General features: G+C 72.5%; 20 protein-coding genes and 1 riboswitch. Of the genes, 12 read left to right on the top strand and 8 right to left on the bottom strand.

Annotated features, from left to right (window positions below; genetic code table 11):
* Positions 1-101: 101 nt before the first annotated feature.
* A complete protein-coding gene (locus P8A18_RS31745; RefSeq protein WP_306060192.1) occupies positions 102-458 on the top strand; it encodes a tetratricopeptide repeat protein in 357 nt (118 codons plus the stop codon).
* A gap of 313 nt (positions 459-771) precedes the next feature.
* On the top strand, positions 772-1290 hold the full coding sequence (locus tag P8A18_RS31740) for a GNAT family N-acetyltransferase (RefSeq protein WP_306060190.1): 519 nt from the start codon (positions 772-774) through the stop codon (positions 1288-1290).
* 74 nt (positions 1291-1364) lie between these two features.
* Here the strand turns inward: P8A18_RS31740 and P8A18_RS31735 are convergent, their stop codons facing one another.
* Positions 1365-2141 (bottom strand): CbtA family protein, encoded by a 777-nt coding sequence (locus P8A18_RS31735; protein ID WP_306060188.1) that lies wholly within the window; start codon positions 2139-2141, stop codon positions 1365-1367.
* A gap of 28 nt (positions 2142-2169) precedes the next feature.
* The gene (locus P8A18_RS31730; protein WP_018554223.1) at positions 2170-2385 is read right to left on the bottom strand and encodes a CbtB domain-containing protein; all 216 of its coding nucleotides are present in this window, start codon (positions 2383-2385) and stop codon (positions 2170-2172) included.
* Positions 2386-2387: 2 nt separating this feature from the next.
* Positions 2388-2536, bottom strand: a riboswitch (adenosylcobalamin (AdoCbl) riboswitch).
* A gap of 112 nt (positions 2537-2648) precedes the next feature.
* On the opposite strand from P8A18_RS31730, the gene P8A18_RS31725 reads away from it, so the two are divergent.
* Positions 2649-3260, top strand: a complete 612-nt coding sequence (locus P8A18_RS31725; RefSeq protein WP_371933736.1) for a histidine phosphatase family protein — start codon at positions 2649-2651, stop codon at positions 3258-3260.
* Between the two features lie 25 nt (positions 3261-3285).
* Here the strand turns inward: P8A18_RS31725 and P8A18_RS31720 are convergent, their stop codons facing one another.
* Positions 3286-4722 (bottom strand): dihydrolipoyl dehydrogenase family protein, encoded by a 1437-nt coding sequence (locus P8A18_RS31720; RefSeq protein WP_306060183.1) that lies wholly within the window; start codon positions 4720-4722, stop codon positions 3286-3288.
* A gap of 116 nt (positions 4723-4838) precedes the next feature.
* On the opposite strand from P8A18_RS31720, the gene trxA reads away from it, so the two are divergent.
* Positions 4839-5222, top strand: a complete 384-nt coding sequence (gene trxA, locus P8A18_RS31715) for a thioredoxin (RefSeq protein ID WP_306060181.1) — start codon at positions 4839-4841, stop codon at positions 5220-5222.
* A 110-nt stretch (positions 5223-5332) separates the two neighbouring features.
* On the opposite strand, the gene P8A18_RS31710 is transcribed toward trxA, so the two are convergent.
* Both P8A18_RS31710 and P8A18_RS31705 read right to left on the bottom strand, forming a co-directional pair.
* On the bottom strand, positions 5333-5686 hold the full coding sequence (locus P8A18_RS31710; RefSeq protein ID WP_306060179.1) for a hypothetical protein: 354 nt from the start codon (positions 5684-5686) through the stop codon (positions 5333-5335).
* 114 nt (positions 5687-5800) lie between these two features.
* Entirely contained in the window at positions 5801-6823 is a 1023-nt protein-coding gene (locus P8A18_RS31705; protein WP_306060177.1) for a LacI family DNA-binding transcriptional regulator, read from the bottom strand.
* A 99-nt stretch (positions 6824-6922) separates the two neighbouring features.
* On the opposite strand from P8A18_RS31705, the gene P8A18_RS31700 reads away from it, so the two are divergent.
* Positions 6923-7390, top strand: a complete 468-nt coding sequence (locus P8A18_RS31700) for a type II toxin-antitoxin system PemK/MazF family toxin (RefSeq protein WP_018554217.1) — start codon at positions 6923-6925, stop codon at positions 7388-7390.
* 24 nt (positions 7391-7414) lie between these two features.
* On the opposite strand, the gene P8A18_RS31695 is transcribed toward P8A18_RS31700, so the two are convergent.
* Positions 7415-8257 (bottom strand): TIGR02452 family protein, encoded by an 843-nt coding sequence (locus P8A18_RS31695; protein ID WP_306060175.1) that lies wholly within the window; start codon positions 8255-8257, stop codon positions 7415-7417.
* Between the two features lie 147 nt (positions 8258-8404).
* Between P8A18_RS31695 and egtA the strand changes: the two genes are divergently transcribed.
* The 4 genes from egtA to egtD are packed head-to-tail and all read left to right on the top strand — an operon-like array spanning position 8405 to position 12763.
* Positions 8405-9721: an ergothioneine biosynthesis glutamate--cysteine ligase EgtA gene (egtA, locus tag P8A18_RS31690; RefSeq protein WP_306060173.1), complete on the top strand. Its 1317-nt coding sequence runs from the start codon at positions 8405-8407 to the stop codon at positions 9719-9721.
* Complete coding sequence (gene egtB / locus P8A18_RS31685; protein ID WP_306060171.1) at positions 9718-11049, top strand: ergothioneine biosynthesis protein EgtB; 1332 nt, start codon at positions 9718-9720, stop codon at positions 11047-11049. The genes egtA and egtB overlap by 4 nt, the downstream gene beginning before the upstream one ends.
* Positions 11049-11804, top strand: coding sequence for an ergothioneine biosynthesis protein EgtC (egtC, locus tag P8A18_RS31680; RefSeq protein WP_306060169.1), 756 nt, complete (start codon positions 11049-11051; stop codon positions 11802-11804). The genes egtB and egtC overlap by 1 nt, the downstream gene beginning before the upstream one ends.
* On the top strand, positions 11801-12763 hold the full coding sequence (gene egtD, locus P8A18_RS31675) for an L-histidine N(alpha)-methyltransferase (protein WP_306060167.1): 963 nt from the start codon (positions 11801-11803) through the stop codon (positions 12761-12763). Before egtC ends, egtD begins: the two co-directional genes overlap by 4 nt.
* Positions 12764-12839: 76 nt before the next feature.
* Here the strand turns inward: egtD and P8A18_RS31670 are convergent, their stop codons facing one another.
* Entirely contained in the window at positions 12840-14096 is a 1257-nt protein-coding gene (locus P8A18_RS31670) for an extracellular solute-binding protein (protein WP_306060165.1), read from the bottom strand.
* Positions 14097-14298: 202 nt separating this feature from the next.
* Between P8A18_RS31670 and P8A18_RS31665 the strand changes: the two genes are divergently transcribed.
* Positions 14299-14514 (top strand): dodecin, encoded by a 216-nt coding sequence (locus P8A18_RS31665; RefSeq protein WP_018554210.1) that lies wholly within the window; start codon positions 14299-14301, stop codon positions 14512-14514.
* 51 nt (positions 14515-14565) lie between these two features.
* Here P8A18_RS31665 and P8A18_RS31660 read toward each other — a convergent pair whose 3' ends face one another.
* Positions 14566-15054 (bottom strand): phosphatase domain-containing protein, encoded by a 489-nt coding sequence (locus P8A18_RS31660; RefSeq protein WP_306060163.1) that lies wholly within the window; start codon positions 15052-15054, stop codon positions 14566-14568.
* Between the two features lie 98 nt (positions 15055-15152).
* Here P8A18_RS31660 and P8A18_RS31655 point away from each other — a divergent pair, with 98 nt between their 5' ends.
* Entirely contained in the window at positions 15153-17576 is a 2424-nt protein-coding gene (locus P8A18_RS31655; RefSeq protein ID WP_306060161.1) for an excinuclease ABC subunit UvrA, read from the top strand.
* 165 nt (positions 17577-17741) lie between these two features.
* Complete coding sequence (locus tag P8A18_RS31650; RefSeq protein ID WP_306060159.1) at positions 17742-19511, top strand: glycosyl hydrolase family 18 protein; 1770 nt, start codon at positions 17742-17744, stop codon at positions 19509-19511.
* The last annotated feature ends 50 nt before the right edge of the window (positions 19512-19561 follow it).

Raw genomic sequence — 19561 nt, 5'->3', positions numbered from 1 at the left:
GTGGAATGTTCAACGACCTGCGGGTGTTGTGTGGACCGTACCGAGCACCTGCGGGAACGGCCCGGGGGGCCGGCCTGCGACCGCTCGACCGAGGAGGGCACATGAGCGACAGCTACTACGAGTTCGGCACCGCCGCCGAGCGCTGGGAGCGAGCGGGGTTCTTCTTCGACGCGAAGGAGTACATGACCGCCGCCCGCATCCTGGGCGGCCTAGTCGCGGAGGTTCCGGAGCAGGTCGCGCCCCGGCTGCTGCTGGCGCGGGCCTACTACCACTCCGCACGCCTCGCGCGGGCCGAGACGGAGCTGCGGGCGGTGCTGGAGCGCGACCCCGTGGAGCACTACGCGCGGCTGATGCTCGGCCGCACGCTGGAGCGGCAGGGGCGCCAGGCCGAGGCGGACACGCAGTTGCGGCTGGCCGCCGCGCTGTCCGGCGACTTCGGACCGGGCGGGGACGCGTAGTCGCAGATAACGGTGGTCATGGGCTACGGCTCCGGACACGTGGCCGCGGGTGTCGCGGCCACTGGCCCGGACCATGTAGCCGCGGGTATCCCGGCCACTCGCCCGGACATGCAGCCGCGGATATCCCGGCCACTCGCCCGGACCATGTAGCCGCGGATATCCCGGCCACTCGCCCGGACATGCAGCCGCGGATATCCCGGCCACTCGCCCGTACGCGTAGTCCTCGGTGGGCGCGGTCATGGCCGGGGCGCGTAGTCGCCGGTAGCGGCCGCTATATTCGCGTGCCCGGTCCCAACCGCCCGTGATAGTCCACATGTCCATGGACGACGATCTCGGAACCTCCCGTCTGCTGTTGCACGCGATGAGCGTCACCGACGCCGAACACGTGGTCGCCGGTAGCGCTCCCGCAGGCGTGCGCTGGGCCCTCGGCTACCCCTCTCCCGGTGACAAGGGGGCAGCCATGCGCTTCCTCACCACGTGCGAGGGGGTCGGCGACCCCAGCCCGTTCGGCTTGTACGAGATACGGCTGCGCGAGGACGGTGCGGTCATCGGCGGGGTCGGGTTCCACCGGGCGCCGGACGAGCGGGGAAGCGTCACCATCGGCTACGGGCTCGTGGAGTCGGCGCGCGGCAAGGGGTACGCCTCCGAGGCGCTCCGGGCACTGCTCCGGTTCGCCCGGGACCAGGGTGTCGCCCAGGTGCTCGGGGACGCCGACGCCGACAACATCGCTTCTCAGCGCGTCATGGCGGCGGCAGGCATGCGCCTGGTGGCCGAGGACGCGTCGGTGAAGTACTACCTCGTCGACTGGGGTGACGACGACGGGGATGAGTGAACGGGCGGAGCCCGCCGGATCGGTCCGGCGGGCTCCGCCCGTCGCGCGTGTGGGTAACGGCAGAGGGGCGAGGCTCATCCCACAGCCGTGGCCGCCCGGCCACGGGCGCCGGGCAGTGCCTCGGCCCTCGGCGCCAGCAGCCGTTCGGTGAGGTGGCCGAAGAGAAGGCCGAACGTGGTCCAGAGGGTGACCTGCACCGCGAGGGTGGCCAGCCGGAACTGCCACAGCAGCGTGGCCGGGAAGTCCGCGCCGACCTCGTTGAACGACGGCAGGAACACATAGGCGAGGGCGATCAGCAGCACATAGCCGGCTGCCGCCACGACCGTCGCGTTCCAGTTGCCCAGGCGGGGCGCGAGCCGCTTGCCGATGATGACCGCGGCGACGGCGAGCAGCACACTGAGGGCGACCATGAGGAAGAACAGCACGGTGCGTTTGCCGATGGTGTCGGGGTTGCCGACGGCCGGCGGGTTGGCCGGGTACTTCAGGAACGGCACGATGTACACGCTCAGCAGGGCCGCACCCGCGATCAGCGCGGCCGTGGCCCGCGGGCCGAACCGGCCCATCCGGCCGAGGGCGTAGCAGAAGACGAGCGCGGCGATGCCGCCGATGGCCACGCCGAACACGAGTACACCGGTGGCCAGGCCCGCGGTGGACTGCATGCTCCGGCTGACGAGTTCCTCGGCGGCGCCGTGGTCGTGGCCGTGGCCGCTGTGGGCGGCCTCTTCGAGCGCGATGGCGGCGTCCACCCGGGACTCGCCGAGGAAGTACGCGACGAGCATCGCGAGCGCACCCGCGACCAGTCCGGCCAGCATGCCGCGGACCAGCAGGGCTCTGACAGATATGGAGTTCATGAGGGATTCCCCTGGATCAGCAGGCAGGTCAGTGGCAGGGGAAACCGAGGAGGTGGCGGCCGTCGTGGACCCACTCGTGCACGCCTTCGCCCGAGATGACGGCCGTGGCACCCTGCTCGGCGCCGACGAAGTAGAGCAGGACCAGCATGAGAATGCCGAAGAAGACCGCCCAAGGGGCAAGGGCCTTCAGGGAGATGGGGGTGATGGCGGATGCGCCGGTGGCGGGGGCAGCAGTCTGCGCCATGGCAGAACCTCCTGTGGGAACACGCGTCCCGATCGTGGTGCCTGAGACGAAGGTGCTGGGTCTGACTTCCCGCGGGCGTGCGGGTACACAGTGGCGCGACCGTGCCGGATTCTCACCGGACTTCCGTCACACCCTCGTCATGTCGCCGAGACCATACCCCCTGGACACGGACGTCCGCCATGGCCCGTCCGGACCGCCCGAAGGCCCCGGATGCCATGGTGTGCTTGGCCGTGTGGCCACTGTTCGGGGAGTTGAGGGCGGGTATGACGGTACGGGTGATGTTGATCTCACCGGCGATGAACGCGGCGCTGCGCGAGGCCCGGTTCGCCGGTGACTCCGCGCTCGACGCCTCCGGCGTCGAGGCGGCGCGGCTCGCCGCCCCTCAGGTGCCCGCCGCGGACCGCGCCGTGCACGGGCCGTCCCAGCGGTGCGCCCTGACCGCCGAGGCCCTCAGGCTCCGGTCGGACGGCGAACCCGCCCTGGCCGAATGGGCGTTGGGGCGGTGGGCGGGTGCCCGGCTGGACGCGGTGAGTACGCGCGAACCGGAAGCGGTGGCGGCCTGGCTGGCGGACCCCGCCGCCGCCCCGCACGGCGGCGAGTCGTTGCTCGGCCTGTGCGCCAGAGCGGGCGCCTGGCTCGACTCACTGCACGACGGCGGCGGGAGCGGCGACGGGGGCGGGGGAGGCGACGGCCGGGTGCTGGCCGTCGCCGAGCCGTCCCTGGTGCGGGCGGCGCTGGTCCACGCGCTGGCACTGCCGCCCCAGGCGTTCTGGCGGCTCGATGTCGCCCCGTTGACCCTGACGGAACTCAGCGGCCGCTCGGGGCGGTGGAACCTGCGCTGCGGCCGGCCGCTCGCACCGGAGCGGGCCGGCTGACACACGACACGCCTCACGCGGCTCGTCAGCCCCGGTAGGTCTCCAGCAGCCGGAGCCAGACCTCGCTGATCGTCGGGTAGGCCGGCACCGCGTGCCAGAGCCGGGCGATGGGGATCTCGCCCACGACGGCCGTCGTCGCCGAGTGGAGGAGTTCACCGATGCCGGGGCCGACGAACGTGACGCCCAGCAGGACTTCGCGGTCGAGGTCCACGATCATGCGGGCGCGGCCCCGGTAGCCGTCCGCGTAGAGCCCGGCCCCGGCCACGGACCCGAGGTCGAAGTCGACGGCACGGACCCGGTGACCGGCCTCTTCCGCCTCGGCCAGGGTGAGGCCCACCGAGGCGGCCTCCGGGTCGGTGAAGACGACCTGCGGGACGGCCGCGTGGTCGGCGGTCGCCGCGTGGGCGCCCCAGCGGCCGGTGTCCAGCGGCGTCCCCTGGGCGCGGGCGGCGATCGCGGCGCCCGCGATGCGTGCCTGGTATTTGCCCTGGTGGGTCAGGAGCGCCCGGTGGTTCACGTCGCCGACCGCGTAGAGCCAGTCCGTGTCCTCGACCAGGCAGCTGTCGTCCACGGTGAGCCACGAGCCGGGTTCCAGGCCGACCGTCTCCAGGCCGAGGTCGTCGGTGCGCGGGGCGCGGCCGGTGGCGAAGAGGACCTCGTCGGCCTCGACGCTCTCGCCGTTGTCGAGTCCCACGGTGACCGGACCGTCCGGGCCCGCACGGCGGACGGAGGTGGCCGACACGCCCGTACGGATGTCGGCGCCGGCCTCGGTCAGCGCCTCCGCGACCAGCTCGCCCGCGAATGGCTCCATTCGGGGGAGCAGCCCCTTGCCGCGCACCAGCATGGTCACCTCGGAGCCGAGGGCGGCCCACACCGTCGCCATCTCCACGCCGACGACTCCCCCGCCGACGACGACGAGCCGGCCGGGCACCGCCTTGGCGCTCGTCGCCTCACGGCTGGTCCAGGGGCGGGCGTCCTCGACCCCGGGCAGGCCGGGGACCACGGCCCGGGTGCCCGTGCAGACGGCGACGGCGTGCCGGGCGGTGAGGCGGTGTTCCGTGCCGTCGGGCGCGGTGACGGTGACCTCCTTGGGTCCGGTCAGCCGGCCGTGGCCGCGGAAGACGGCGGCCCCGATCCCGTCGAGCCAGGCGACCTGGCCGTCGTCCTTCCAGTGCGAGGCGTAGTCGTCGCGGTGGGCGAGGACGGCGGCGGAGTCGAGCGGCCCCTGCACGGCGCCGCTGAGGCCGGGGACGCGGCGGGCGTCCGCTCGGGCGACGACCGGGCGCAGCAGGGCCTTGCTGGGCATGCAGGCCCAGTAGGAGCACTCGCCGCCGATCAGCTCGGACTCGACGACGGCGGCGCTCAGCCCGGCGGCCCGCGCCCGGTCCGCCACGTTCTCACCCACCGGACCCGCACCGATGACCACGACGTCGTACACGGCAGGCTCCGCAGCATGTGTCATGCGTCCATGATGTCCGGGGGTGTGGGTCGCGGCCACATGGGCAGGCGGAATAGCGCGAGTCCGGGCACCGTTGTCCGGGACACGTCTCATACGGGCAGAGGAAGAGGTAGCAACGCATGAGCACCGTAGAGCTCACCAAGGAAAACTTCGACCAGGTCGTCAGCGACAACGAGTTCGTACTGATCGACTTCTGGGCTTCCTGGTGCGGCCCGTGCCGGCAGTTCGCCCCGGTCTACGACTCGGCATCCGAGCGTCATACGGATCTGGTCTTCGCCAAGGTGGACACCGAGGCCCAGCAGGAGCTCGCGGCGGCCTTCGAGATCCGGTCGATCCCCACGCTGATGATCGTCCGGGACAACGTGGCGGTCTTCTCCCAGCCCGGCGCGCTGCCGGAGGCGGCGCTCGAGGACGTCATCGGCCAGGCCCGGAAGCTGGACATGGACGAGGTCCGCAAGTCCATCGAGGCCGAGCAGAAGGCGCAGCAGGAGGGGCAGCAGTAACCGCCGCCCCTTCCGGCGTCGCGCGTACCGGCCGGTGAACCGGTCGGTACCGCTCGTGTATCGGCCGGTTCCGGTCGTGGACCGGGACGGCGGACGAGGGGCGGGCGGCCTCAGCCGTCCGTTTCACGCGGGGTGCGGTCGCGTTCCGCGATGCGCGCCGCAAGTCCGTAGGCCAGTTCCGAACCGTCGATGAGCAGGCCTTCCACGGACTGCGTCCTCGGGTCGATGTCCGCGACCATGCCCTCGCCCGCGTAGCGCGGGTAGCCGGTCTCGCCCGTCTCGCCGGTGGCGGTCACGACGGCGGAGCGGATGGCGGCGCCGGGGCCCCCGCCGTCGGAGCCCTTGGCCGCCGCGCCCCGGACGCTGGAGCCGGTGGCGTCGCCCCGGGCTCCCTCGGTCCCGGGGGCCTTGTCGTCGGTGAACTCGGGGACGATGAGGATTTCGTAGCTCTGCGGATGGCTCATGGTCATGACGCTAAGGGCTGTCCCGCGATTACTGGTGGATCAGCGCGCGGCATCGGATGCGGCGCGCTCAAGGCGCAGGGCCGCCCGCGCACAGTGCCGCGCGGGCGCACGCACTCAGCTGGATTCCCGCCGCACCGGCCGCGCCCGCAGCAGGTCGTGGCGCTCGGGCGGGGTCCTCGGATGCCGTACCAGGCGGTCCACCAGGTCCGCCAGCGGCTGCGCCGTCGCCAGTTCCATCCGCACACTGCTGAGCCGGGGCCGCAGCAGCCGCCCGAGCATGGAGTCGTCGGCGCCCACCACGGCGGCGTCGGCCGGCACCCGGACCCCCACGTCCTGCAACGCCCGCATCAGGAGCATCGCGTAGGTGTCGTCGTACGCGAACACGGCGTCCAGGCCGAGTTCGGGCCATCGGGCGGCCAGCGTCGCCGCCGATTCCTCGTCGTAGCGCAGCGAAAGCGCCTCGATCCGGCCGCCCCCGGTCATCGCCGCCGCGCGGGCCCCGGCCAGGCGTGGAGCGGCGAACACGGCGGCGCCCGGGTCGTCGGGCATCACCACGCCGATGCGGCGCCGGCCGCGCTCCAGCAGATGGCGCACCGCGCAGCCGCCGACCTCACGCTGATCCATGATCAGGGCGTGGGCGCCCTCGACCGGCTGGGGCCCCAGGGTGATGACGGCCTTGGCTCCGGAGCGCCGGAGCACGGCTATGCCCTGCGGGGCGAGGGGGACGGATCCCGGCACGATGACGGCGGCCGGGCGGAGTTCGGCCCAGGCGCGGGCCGCGTCGTCGGCGCCGAGCCCGAGGGAGCCGTACTGGACGACCGTGTAGTCGAGGTGCCGCAGCCCCGCCTCCAGTTCGTGCAGGAAGCGCAGATGCAGGGGCCCGGTGGGCATGTTGCCGGTGGGCAGCAGCACCATGCGGGAGTGGCCCGCGCGCAGGGTCCTGGCCGCCGCGTGGGGTACGTAGCCGAGTTCGTCGGCGGCCTCCCGTACCCGGCGGCGGGTCGGCTCGCTGATCCGGACGTGCGCGTTGTTGTTGAGGACGTAGGAGACGGTGGCCCGGGAGACGCCGGCCAGTCGCGCCACATCGGCGCTGGTCGGTACGGGGCCTTCGGTGGGCTGCTCGGATAACTGACTCATGGCAGCGGGCAGTCTCGCAGACCTGGAGATCCCCGGACGCCATGGCCCCGTGCCCGCCCCGCTCCGCACGGACGGCGGGCCAGGTTCTACGGTGTTGCGATGACGATCCAGCACCGCACCGACAGCCATGACGATCCGGCCGCCTTCCCCGGCCGCTCGGGTTCCACCGCCACCGCGGAGGCCGAGCCGCGCGATGTGGGCCCGGTCCGCACCTCCTACGCCCCCGACCGGGACGGCAACCCCGATCCCGGGGAGATCGTCTGGACCTGGGTGCCCTTCGAGGAGAACGACGGGCGCGGCAAGGACCGTCCGGTGCTGGTGGTGGCGCGGGAGGCGGCGGGCACGCTGCTGGCCGTGCAGCTGTCCAGCAAGCAGCACGACCGGGACCGCGAGTGGGTGGCGCTGGGCGCCGGCCCCTGGGACAGCTCGGGGCGCCAGTCGTGGGTGGACCTGGACCGGGTGCTGCGGGTGCACGAGGACGGGATGCGGCGCGAGGCGTGCGCCCTGGACCGGGACAGGTTCGACCTGGTCGTCGGGCGGCTGAGGGAGCGCTACGGCTGGTCGTGACGGTGGCGGCCCTCACCCTGGACGTCAGGGTGAGGGTTCACACCACTGGGCGAAGACGCGCTCGAACGCGGTCTTCGTCGGTGAGGTGTCGTCGCGGCCGAGGATGCCGAACACGATCTGCTCGAAGTGGCCCGCGAACCGGCCCTCCCCGGTGAGCAGCGCGCGGAACGCGCCGGCCACCTCGGCGGGGTCGTTGCGGAAGACGCCGCATCCCCAGGCGCCCAGGACCAGCCGGCGGTAGCCGCGTACGGCCGCGACCTCCAGCACCCGTTCCGCGCGGGCGGCGAGCGCGGCGGGGATGCGGTGCGCCTCCTGCGGGGTCCGGGCGCGGATCACTCCGGCGTTGGGCGCGGGCGAGGTCAGGAAGCCCGCCGCGTACGGGGTGTCGAGCAGCCGGCCGCGGTCGTCGCGGAAGACGGGCACGCCCGGTGAGTGGATGACCCGGTCGGTGTAGAACGCGCCGCGTTCGGCGCGGTGGTGGGCGTAGTACTCGGGGGCCCGCAGCAGCGTGGCGTACAGGGCGGATGCCCGGCACAGGGCCTCTTCCTGCGCCTGGGCGCCGTTGAGGTAGCCGCCGCCGGGGTTGCGGGCGGACGCGTAGTTCAGGACAGCCACCTTGCCGGGCCGCTCGGCGGTCATCCGGGCGGCCGCCCGCAGGCTGCTCTCGCCCGTTACCTCGATGTCCGGGGCCCGGTCGCGGTCGAGCACGGCGACGGGCACCGGCTCGGGGCCGTACAGACGGGTGCCCGAAAGCGCGGCGGTCAGGGCACGTTCGATACTGATGTCGCGGCCCTGTGCGGTGCGGTAGGAACCCGCCCGGACGATGGCTTCGGTCTCCCGCGCGATGCCGCGCAGCCGGGCGCTCACGGCCTCTCCCCCTTAAGGTGCATACGGGGCATGGTCGACGCCCCTCCGCAGGAGACGCAACCCAATATTCGGCGCACAGGGCACTCTTGTGCGATCCCTTTACAGGGGTTTGGGTAGGACGGACGCACCGGAAGAAGGAGGCCCGGCATGTCATCCGACACACCCGGCGGCCACGGTCCGCCCGCTCCGGCCCCGCCCATCGGCGAGGGCGAGGCGGAGGATTTACTGCGCGGCATCTGCTTCAAGACGGGACCGCCGCGCACCGTGGGAGTCGAACTCGAATGGCTTCTGCACGATCGTGAACACCCCCACCGCCCCGTCCCGCCCCACCTGCTGGAGGCGGCCGCAACGGCCGTCCGGGCGCTGCCCCTGAGTGCGGCGCTCACCTTCGAACCCGGCGGACAGCTGGAGCTCAGCTCGCGCCCCGCCGCTTCCCTGATGGCGTGTGTCGATGACACCGCCGCCGATCTCGTCGCCGTACGGGCCGCCCTCGCCCGGCTGGGTCTCGTCCCCGCCGGTATGGGCGTCGATCCGTGGCAGTCACCGCGCCGGGTCCTGCGCGAGCCCCGGTACGAGGCCATGGAGAGCGCGTTCGACCGGCGGGGGCCGGCCGGCCGCGCCATGATGTGCACCACCGCCTCGGTCCAGGTCTGCCTGGACGCCGGGGAGGAGGAGCCGGGGCCGCTCGGGTACGCGCGGCGCTGGCAGCTGGCCCATGTGCTGGGCGCGGTGCTGGTGGCGGCCTTCGCCAACTCGCCGTTCCAGCGGGGCGCGCCGACACCCTGGCGGTCGACGCGCCAGTCCCTGTGGGCCGACCTGGACGCGTCACGGACGCTGGCGCCTTGCGATGCGTTGCCGCCGCGCGACGCCTGGACCGCGCATGTCCTGGACACGCCGGTGCTGTGTGTCCGGGGCGAGGGTCCGTGGGCCGTGCCGGAGGGGCTCGCCTTCCGGGACTGGATCCGCTCGGGGCTGCCCGGACGCCGCCCGGACCGGGGTGACCTCGACTACCACATCACCACGTTGTTCCCGCCGGTCCGGCCGCGCGGACACCTGGAGCTGCGCATGATCGACGCGCAGCCCGGTGACGGCGGCTGGATCGTGCCGCTCGCCGTCACGACCGCCCTGTTCGACGACCCCGAGGCCGCCGAGACCGTCTACCGCGCCGTGAAGCCGCTGGCCGAGACCGCGGGTGCCTCGGCCGCCCCGCGCAATCCGCTCTGGACGGCCGCCGCCCGCGACGGACTGACCGATCCGGAGCTGCGCCAGGCGGCTGCCGTCTGCTTCGCGCTCGCCCTGGAGGCGCTGCCCAGGATCGGCGCGTCCCGGGCGGTGGTGGACGCCGTGGCCGGCTTCCACGACCGCTACGTCGCCCGTGGCAGATGCCCGGCCGACGATCTGCGCGACCTGCTCACCACGGGCCCGGCCCACCGCCCGGACCATCCGAAGGGGACCCTGTCATGACCGAATCCCCCGCTCCCCCGCACACCGGGGACGCCGAGGCGCTGCGCGAGCGGGCTCTCGCCGCGCTGCTCACCGCCCGCAAGCGCACCACGCTCCTCACCGACAGCGTGGACGACCACGAACTGACCGCTCAGCACTCGCCGTTGATGTCCCCGCTGGTGTGGGACCTCGCGCACATCGGCAATCAGGAAGAGCTGTGGCTGCTGCGCGGCGTCGCGGGCCGGGAGGCGATGCGCCCGGAGATCGACGGCCTGTACGACGCCTTCGAGCACCCGCGTGCCACCCGTCCCTCGCTCCCGCTGCTGGCGCCGTCCGAGGCCCGTTCGTACGCCTCGGAGGTACGCGGCAGGGCGCTGGACGTGCTCGAATCCACTCCGCTCGACGGGGGCGCCGCACTGGTGCGGTCCGCCTTCGCCTTCGGGATGATCGCCCAGCACGAACAGCAGCACGACGAAACGATGCTGATCACCCATCAGCTGCGTTCGGGGCCGGTGGCGCTGACGGCGCCCGAGCCGCCCCGCGCGGTGGACGCCCCGGTGCTGTCCGCCGAAGTGCTGGTGCCCGGGGGCCCGTTCACCATGGGTACGTCGACCGAACCGTGGGCGCTCGACAACGAGCGCCCCGCGCACCGCCGGGAGGTCCCCGGCTTCCACATCGACACCGCCCCGGTGACCTGCGGCGCCTACCGGGCGTTCATCGAGGACGGCGGATACGGCGAGCGGCGCTGGTGGGCGCCCGAGGGCTGGGCGATGGTCCGCGAACACGCGCTGGAGGCCCCGCTGTTCTGGCACCGGGAGGCCGGTCAGTGGCTGCGCCGCCGCTTCGGGGTGACCGAGCCGGTGCCGGGCGACGAGCCGGTCCTGCACGTGAGCTGGTACGAGGCCGACGCGTACGCGCGCTGGGCGGGCCGCCGCCTGCCCACGGAGGCGGAATGGGAGAAGGCGGCCCGGCACGACCCCACTTCCGGACGCTCCCGCCGCTATCCGTGGGGCGACGAGGACCCGGCCCCGGTCCACGCCAATCTCGGTCAGCGCCATCTGCGGCCGGCGCCCGCGGGGGCGTATCCGGCCGGGCGGGCGCCGTGCGGGGCGGGGCAGCTGATCGGTGACGTGTGGGAGTGGACGGCGAGCGATTTCCTGCCCTATCCGGGGTTCGCGCCGTTCCCGTACCGCGAGTACTCGGAGGTGTTCTTCGGCCCCGGGCACAAGGTGCTGCGGGGCGGCTCGTTCGCGGTGGACACGGTGGCCTGCCGGGGTACGTTCCGCAACTGGGACCTGCCGGTCAGGCGGCAGATCTTCTCCGGTTTCCGGACCGCGAGGGACCTCTGATGTGCCGCCATATCGCCTACCTGGGGCAGCCGGTGGCCCTGGGCGAGGTGCTGACGCGGCCGGCGCACTCCCTGGTGCGGCAGTCCTGGGCGCCGCGCCGGCAACGGTACGGGACGGTCAACGCCGACGGCTTCGGGGTCGGCTGGTACGCGGACGGCGACCCCGTTCCCGGCCGGTACCGCCGCCGGGGGCCCGTGTGGGGCGACCAGACCTTCGCCGATCTGGCCCGGGTGGTCCGCAGCCACGCCCTGCTCGCCGCGGTCCGGGACGCGACCGCGGCCGACCCGGACGGTGAGGCGGCGGCCGCGCCGTTCGCCGCGGGCGACGTGCTGTTCAGCCACAACGGGGCGCTGAAGGACTGGCCCGGCTCGGCGGCGGCCCTGGCGGCCACCCTGCCCCCGGCCGAGCTGCTGCGGCTCACCGCCCGCAGCGACTCCGCCCTGGTGTGGGCCCTGGTGCGGCACCGGCTCGCGGCGGGCGACGCGCTCCCCCAGGCCGTGGCGGACACCGTCCTGGAGGTCGCGGAGGCCGCCCCCGGCTCCCGGCTCAACCTGCTGCTCACCGACGGCCGCACCATCGTGGCGACCGCCTGGGGCGACACCCTGTGGCATCTGTCCGAGCCCGGCCGGCACACGGTCGTCGCCTCGGAGCCGTACGACGACGATCCGCGCTGGTGCGAGGTCCCCGACCGCACCCTGCTGACCGCGACCAGTGCCGATGTCCTGCTCACCCCCCTGAAGGAGCCCCACGCGTGAGTCCCTTCCTGCTGACCCGCACCCTGCCGGTGGACGCGACGGACGCGGCGCTGCGCGCCGATGTGCTGCACGGCCTGACCCGGCAGCCGAAGACACTGCCGCCCAAGTGGTTCTACGACGCCCGGGGCAGCGAGCTGTTCGAGGAGATCACCCGGCTCCCCGAGTACTACCCGACGCGTGCCGAGCGGGAGATCCTGAGCGGCCGGGCCGCCGAGATCGCCGCCGCGTCCGGGGCCCGCACCCTGGTCGAGCTGGGTTCGGGCTCCTCGGAGAAGACCCGGTTCCTGCTGGACGCGCTGCCCGGCCTGGACACCTACGTGCCGGTCGACGTCAGTGAGAGCGCGCTGCGCGGCGCCGCGGACGCCCTGCTGGCCGAGCGGCCGCAGCTGTCGGTGCACGCGCTGATCGCCGACTTCACCGCCGGGCTCTCGCTGCCCGACACCCCCGGGCCCCGGCTGGTGGCGTTCCTGGGCGGCACGCTCGGCAATCTGCTGCCCGGGGAGCGGGCGGTGTTCCTGGAGTCGGTGCGCTCGCTGCTGGCGCCCGGTGACGCGCTGCTCCTCGGCACGGATCTCGTGAAGGACGAGGAGGTGCTGGTGGCGGCGTACGACGACGCGGCGGGGGTGACCGCCGCGTTCAACCGCAATGTGCTGTCGGTCGTCGACCGGGAGCTGGGGGCGGACTTCTCGCCGGACGACTTCGAGCATGTGGCCCGGTGGAATCCGCGCGAGGAGTGGATCGAGATGCGGCTGCGGGCCCGCCGGGCGCTGACCGTGAAGATCCCGCAGCTGGATCTGGTGGTGCCGTTCGACGCGGGTGAGGAGCTGCGCACGGAGGTGTCCGCGAAGTTCCGTGAGGACGGTGTGCGCCGTGAGCTGGCCGGTGCGGGGCTGCGGCTGACCCACTGGTGGACGGATTCCGGGGACAGGTTCGCGCTGTCGCTGGCGACGGTGGACTGAGCGGGGCGAGGCGCGGGGCGGGACCGGTCGTCCACCCGGTCCCGCCCCGCGCCGCCGGCCGGCTCGCCCGGCCCGGTCAGCTGCCGATGAGCAGCGCGGTGATCTTCTCGGAGGCGTCCTTCGCCTCGGTCCGCAGGTCCCCGCCCTGGAGGACCGCCGTCATGTAGGGCTTGATCGGGTTGTCGGCCTCGACCGCCGCCCATTGCGAGGAGTTCGGGGTCGCGTGGCCCTGCGTGGCACCCTCGGCCATCGCGGCGGTGCTCTCCTCGCCCTCGATGACATGGGCGAGGGAGGGCTTGTTGGGCACGTAGCTCATGGTCTTCGCCAGCTCCTCCTGCCACTTGGCGCCGGCCAGCGCCTTGATCACCTCGTACCCCGCGCTGCGCTGGTCGGCCTTCTGCGGGACGATCAGGTCGGAGCCGCCGGTGAACACCGAGCCGGGCGCCTTCGAGGTCTTGCCCGGAATGGGGAAGTAGCCCAGTTTGCCCTTGAGTTCGGGGTTCGTCTTCTCGATCAGCGTCGCGGTACTGGGGGTTGAGATGATCTGGGCGACATTCCCCTCGGCGAACACATCCGCCTGCGGGGGCTTTTCCTCGTCGGCGTCCTTGGGGCCCTGGCCCAGCGCCTGGAGCTGCGAATAGAACTCCATGCCCTTGAGCGCGGCGGGGCTGTCGAGAGTGCCCTGCCAGTCGCCTTCCTTGTCGGAGGCGAGTTGCCCGCCCTCGTCCCAGATGAACCCGGCCAGCACATACCAGTTCTGCCCCGGCAGATACATGCCCTGGTTTCCGTCGTGGTTGAGTTTTTCGCTGTCCTCGATCCACTCGGCGCGCGTCTTCGGCGGGTTCTTGATGCCCGCGTCCTCGAAGAGGTCCTTGTTGTAGATGACCACGCGGTTGGCCGCGTACCACGGGATTCCGTACTGGACGCCGCCGATGCTCCCCGGCTCGGCGAGACCGGGCAGCCAGTCCTCGCTTCCCAGGTCACGCATGGATTCCAGGGTCAGGTCGCGCAGGTTGCCGCTCGCGGCGTACTGGGCGACCTGGGTGTTGCCGACCTCGATGACATCGGGCGTGTCCTTTCCGCCCAGCGCCTCAAGAACCTTCGGGCCGATGCCGCCCCATTCCTGGATCTTGAATTCCAGCTCGACCGATGAGTGCTCGTCCTCGTACGACTTCTTGAAGCGGTCCAGGAAGTCGGCGGTCACGCTGTCCTTCATCAGCCAGATCGTCACCTTCTTGCTGCCGGAGCCGCCTGATCCCGGGATCATGCCGCACCCGCCCAGCGCAACAGTGGAAATCAGGGCAACAGCTCCGACGAGCATGCGGTTTTTCACGGAGTCACCTTCTGCGGAACGGCAGGACGAAATTGCGGACCCGGTGTGGGGGGACTGCGGGCTGCGCTCGCACGGGCGTGGCTGGATTTTGGTATGGACCAATACTTTGGTCAAGGGCCGTTCCGGACATGCGGGACCTCCGCGACCCCTCGCGAACCGGGCCGAGGTAGGGCACCTTGGTAAGGGCGAGAGGAGACATTCCATGTCAAACCACACGTATCGCGTCACTGAAATCGTAGGAACCTCCCAGGAGGGCGTGGACGAGGCCATCCGCAACGGCGTCGCAAGAGCCTCGGAAACGTTGCACAATCTCGACTGGTTCGAGATCACCCAGGTGCGCGGACAGATCGAAGATGGCCGAATCGCGCACTACCAGGTCGGCCTGAAGGTGGGCTTCCGCCTCGATGACCCGCAGTGACGCGAGCGGGGCGCGCACGGCGACCGGGCGGGTGCGGCGCACTTGGCCGGATCAGGTACGGCCCTCGCGCTCCTGTGCGTCCTTCAGCGCGGGTGACGCCGGCGTCCACCGGGCGCGCACCACGCGGATTCCGGCCAGCTCCGCGGCGTCGCAGACCAGCTCGTCGTCGTCGACCAGCATCCGCACCGTACGGTCGCGGCCGAGCCGCTGAAGGATCTCCAGCTTGGTCCGCCGGGCCGGCCGGCGGTCGTCGTTGCGCCGCATGTGCAGCGCACCCTCGGGCAGCCCCTGCCGCGCCAGCCAGGCGACGGTGTCCTTGCGGCACCGCTCGGGCCGCCCGGTGAGGTAGACGACCTCGCACTCCCGCGCACTGCTCAGCGCCAGCCGTACGCCTTCGGCCAGCGGCGGGTCGTCCACCGCGGCGGCGAAGAAGCCGGCCCAGTCCCGGCGGCGGCCCTCCAGATAGTGCCGGCGGTGGGCGGTGTCGGCGAGCGTACCGTCGAGATCGAATACGGCCAGCGGCCGGGCGTCGTTTCGCATACGGCCAGCAAACCAAGGGGCCGCGGTGTCCGGCGAACCGGCGCGGCACCGGCCGGCACGAACAGTTCGATACCGAGCGTACGGAGACCTCCTCCCCCATGACCTCCCCTCACGATCCGTACGTCCGGGTCCGCGGCGCCCGCGAGCACAACCTGCGCGATGTCGACGTCGACATCCCCCGCGACACCCTGACCGTCTTCACCGGGGTCTCCGGTTCCGGCAAGTCCTCGCTCGCCTTCGGCACGATCTACGCGGAGGCCCAGCGCCGCTACTTCGAGTCCGTCGCCCCGTACGCCAGGCGGCTGATCCACCAGGTCGGCGCGCCCGCGGTCGGCGAGATCACCGGACTGCCGCCCGCCGTCTCGCTGGAGCAGCGCAGGTCGGCGCCCGGCGCGCGGTCCTCCGTGGGTACGGTGACGACGCTGTCCAACTCGCTGCGGATGCTGTTCTCCCGGGCCGGGGACTATCCGAGGGGCGCGGAGCGGCTGGACTCGGACGCGTTCTCCCCGAACACCGCCGCCGGCGCCTGCCCCGAATGCCACGGCCTGGGACGGGTCCACCGCACCAGCGAGGAGCTGCTGGTCCCGGACCCGGACCTGTCGATCCGGGACGGGGCGATCGCCGCCTGGCCGGGCGCCTGGCAGGGCAAGAACCTGCGCGATGTGCTGGACGCCCTCGGTTACGACGTGGACCGGCCGTGGCGCGCGCTCGATCCCGCCGACCGGGAGTGGATCCTGTTCACCGACGAGCAGCCGGTGGTGACCGTGCATCCGGTGCGCGAGGCGGGCCGCATCCAACGCCCCTACCAGGGCACGTACATGAGCGCGCGCCGCTATGTGATGCACACCTTCGCCGATTCCAGGAGCGCCACCCTGCGGGCGAAGGCCGAGCGCTTCCTGACCAGCGAGCCCTGCCCGGCCTGCGGGGGCAGCCGGCTGCGGCCGGAGGCCCTGGCGGTGACCTTCGCGGGCCGTACGATCGCGCAGCTGGCGGGCCTCGCGCTCACCGAACTCGCCGGTGTGCTCACGGCGACGGGCGGTGGGGAGACCGCCCGGGTCCTGACTGCGGACCTGCTGGCCCGGATCGGGACGGTCACCGAGCTCGGGCTCGGCTACCTGAGTCTGGACCGCACGGCTCCCACGCTCTCCTCCGGCGAGCTCCAGCGGCTGCGGCTGGCGACCCAGCTGCGGTCGGGCCTCTTCGGTGTGGTGTACGTCCTGGACGAGCCGTCCGCGGGCCTGCACCCGGCGGACACCGAGTCGCTGCTCGCGGTGCTGGGCCGGCTGAAGGAGGCGGGCAACACGGTCTTCGTGGTGGAGCACCAGATGGACGTGGTGCGGCGGGCGGACTGGCTGGTGGATGTGGGTCCGCTGGCCGGTGAGCACGGCGGCCGGGTGCTGCACAGCGGTCCGCCGGCCGGGCTCGCCGACGTCGCGGAGTCCGCGACCCGGCGCTTCCTCCTCGACGACGGCCCCGCCCCGGTACGTGCGGTGCGCGCGCCCTCGGGGTGGCTGCGGCTGCACGGGGTGGAGCGGCACAACGTGCGCGGGGTGGACGCGGCTTTCCCGCTCGGGGTGTTCACGGCGGTCACCGGGGTGTCCGGGTCCGGCAAGTCGACGCTGGTGGGGCAGGTGCTGGCGGGCGCGGCGGCCGACCGGCGGGCCGCCGGAGCCGAGGAGTCGGAGCCGGAGCAGCCGGTGACGGGGTGCGTCCGGGCGGAGGGGCTGGAGGCGGTGGACCGGCTGGTCCAGGTCGACCAGCGGCCGATCGGCCGTACGCCCCGGTCCAACCTGGCCACGTACACCGGGCTCTTCGACGTGGTGCGCAAGCTGTTCGCGCAGACGCCCCTGGCCCGGGAGCGCGGCTACCGGGCCGGGCGGTTCTCGTTCAACGTGCCGGGCGGGCGGTGCGAGACGTGCCAGGGCGAGGGGTTCGTCTCGGTGGAGCTGCTGTTTCTGCCGAGTACGTACGCCCCCTGCCCGGACTGTCACGGCGCGCGCTACAACCCCGCCACGCTCGACGTCACGCTGCGGGGGCTGGACATCGCCTCCGTGCTCGATCTGACGGTGGAGGCGGCGGCGGACTTCCTCGCGGACACCCCGGCCGCCGCGCGCAGCCTGGGCACGCTGCTGGACGTGGGGCTCGGCTATCTGCGGCTCGGGCAGCCCGCGACGGAGCTGTCCGGCGGCGAGGCGCAGCGGATCAAGCTGGCGGCCGAGCTTCAGCGGGCCCGCCGGGGCCACACGCTGTATCTGCTGGACGAGCCGACGACGGGGCTGCATCCGGCCGATGTCGAGGTGCTGATGCGGCAGTTGCACGGGCTGGTCGACTCGGGCGGCACCGTGGTGGTCGTGGAACACGACATGGCCGTGGTCGCGGGCGCCGACTGGGTGATCGACCTCGGGCCGGGTGGCGGCGACCGGGGCGGCCGGATCGTGGCGGCGGGTCCTCCGGCGGAGGTGGCACGGTCCGAGGAGAGTCGCACGGCCCCGTACCTGCGGGCCGCGCTCCGTCTGGGCTGATCGCCCAATCCTCACCAACTCCCCTATTTGCCGCATGAGTTGTCGGCTCCGGCAAGCGACTGGGCATGAAACAGTAAAGAACGTTGACAGTTATCTGGTCCAGACCAATCATGGGCATGCCTCACGGCAATCCGCCCGTTGTCCCACCCCGCTGGGAGCTGCCCCATGAGACGTCCAAGAACACTCGGCGCCGTCCTGAGCGCCTTGGCCACCACCGTCGCGTCCGCAGGTCTGATCCTCGGATCGGGCGCCGGCGCGCAGGCCGCCACCACCGCCGCCACTCCCCTGCCCGCGCATGTCTTCGCGCCGTACTTCGAGGCGTGGAACGGGGACAGCCCGGCCGCGCTCTCACAGGCGTCCGGTGCCAAGTACCTGACCATGGCCTTCATCCAGACGGACAACCGTGGTTCCTGCACGCCGTACTGGAACGGTGATTCGAGCACGCCGATCACCCAGTCCGAGTTCGGCGCCGACTTCGCCACGATCCGCTCGCGCGGTGGCGATGTGATCCCGTCCTTCGGCGGCTACACCGCCGACAACACCGGCACCGAGATCGCCGACAGCTGCACGAACGTCGACTCGATCGCCGCCGCGTACGAGAAGGTCATCTCGACCTACGACGTGTCCCGCCTCGACATGGACATCGAGGACAACTCGCTGGACAACAGCGCCGGGATCGACCGCCGCAACAAGGCGATCAAGAAGGTCCAGGACTGGGCCGCCGCCGAGGGGCGCCCACTGCAGATCTCGTACACCCTGCCCACCACCACCCGTGGCCTCGCCGAGAGCGGGCTCGCGGTGCTGAGGAACGCGGTGTCCAACGGGGCGAAGGTCGACGTCGTGAACCTCATGACGTTCGACTACTACGACGGCGCCTCGCACGACATGGCCCAGGACACCCAGACGGCCATCACCGGCCTGAAGGGCCAGCTGGCCTCGCTGTACCCGTCGAAGACCGAGGCCCAGCTGTGGGGCATGACGGGGATCATCGAGATGCCCGGCATCGACGACTACGGACCGGCCGAGACCTTCACCACGGCCAACGCGCCCACCGTCTACGACTGGGCCGTCTCCAAGGGCGTCGGCACCCTGTCGTTCTGGGCGCTCCAGCGCGACAACGGCGGCTGCCCCGGTACCGGCGGGAGCGACACCTGCTCGGGCATCGCGCAGGACACCTGGTACTTCAGCCACACCTTCGCCCCGTTCACGAGCGGCGGCAGCGGTCCCGTGACCGACGACTACTCGGTGGCCGTCACCCCCTCGTCGGCGACGGTCGAGCCGGGCAAGTCGGCCACCGCGACCGTGAAGACCGCGGTGACCTCCGGCGCCGCCAAGACGGTCGCGCTGACCACGAGCGGCGCCCCGGCCGGGGTGACCGCGACGCTCAGCCCGACCTCGGTCACGGCCGGCGGCTCCTCGACGCTGACGCTCAGCGCCTCGGCGTCGGCCGCCCCGGGCACGTACACCGTCACGGTGACCGGCACCGCCGGCACGCTCAGCCACTCGGCGGCGTTCACCCTGACGGTGCCCGGACCGGGCGGCGGCACGGGATCGCTGGTCAACGGCGACTTCGAGACGGGTTCGCTGGGCCCCTGGACCTGTGAGTCCGGTGGCTCGGTCGTCTCCACGCCGGTCCACGGCGGTACGCACGCGCTGGCCGTCGCGGCCACCTCCTCGCAGACCGGCGAGTGCGCGCAGACGCTCACCCTCGCCCCCAACACCACGTACACGCTTCAGGGTTACGTGCAGGGGAACTACGCCTACCTCGGTGTCCGGGGCGGCGCGACGGCGAGCACCTGGGGCCTGTCGAGCGGCTACACCAAGCAGTCGGTGTCCTTCACCACGGGCGCGAGCGGCTCGGTGACGGTCTATGTACACGGCTGGTACGGCCAGGGCACGGTCTACGCCGACGACCTCTCCGTCACCCAGTCCTGAGCCGGGACACGTACGGGCCTTCCGGCCCCGGAGGCGGGCGGACTCCGGGG

The sequence above is a fragment of the Streptomyces sp. Mut1 genome (assembly GCF_030719295.1).
Lineage (GTDB): Bacteria > Actinomycetota > Actinomycetes > Streptomycetales > Streptomycetaceae > Streptomyces > Streptomyces castrisilvae.
Note: the sequence above shows the minus strand (reverse complement) of the source record. Positions and strands in the feature narration are given on the sequence as shown.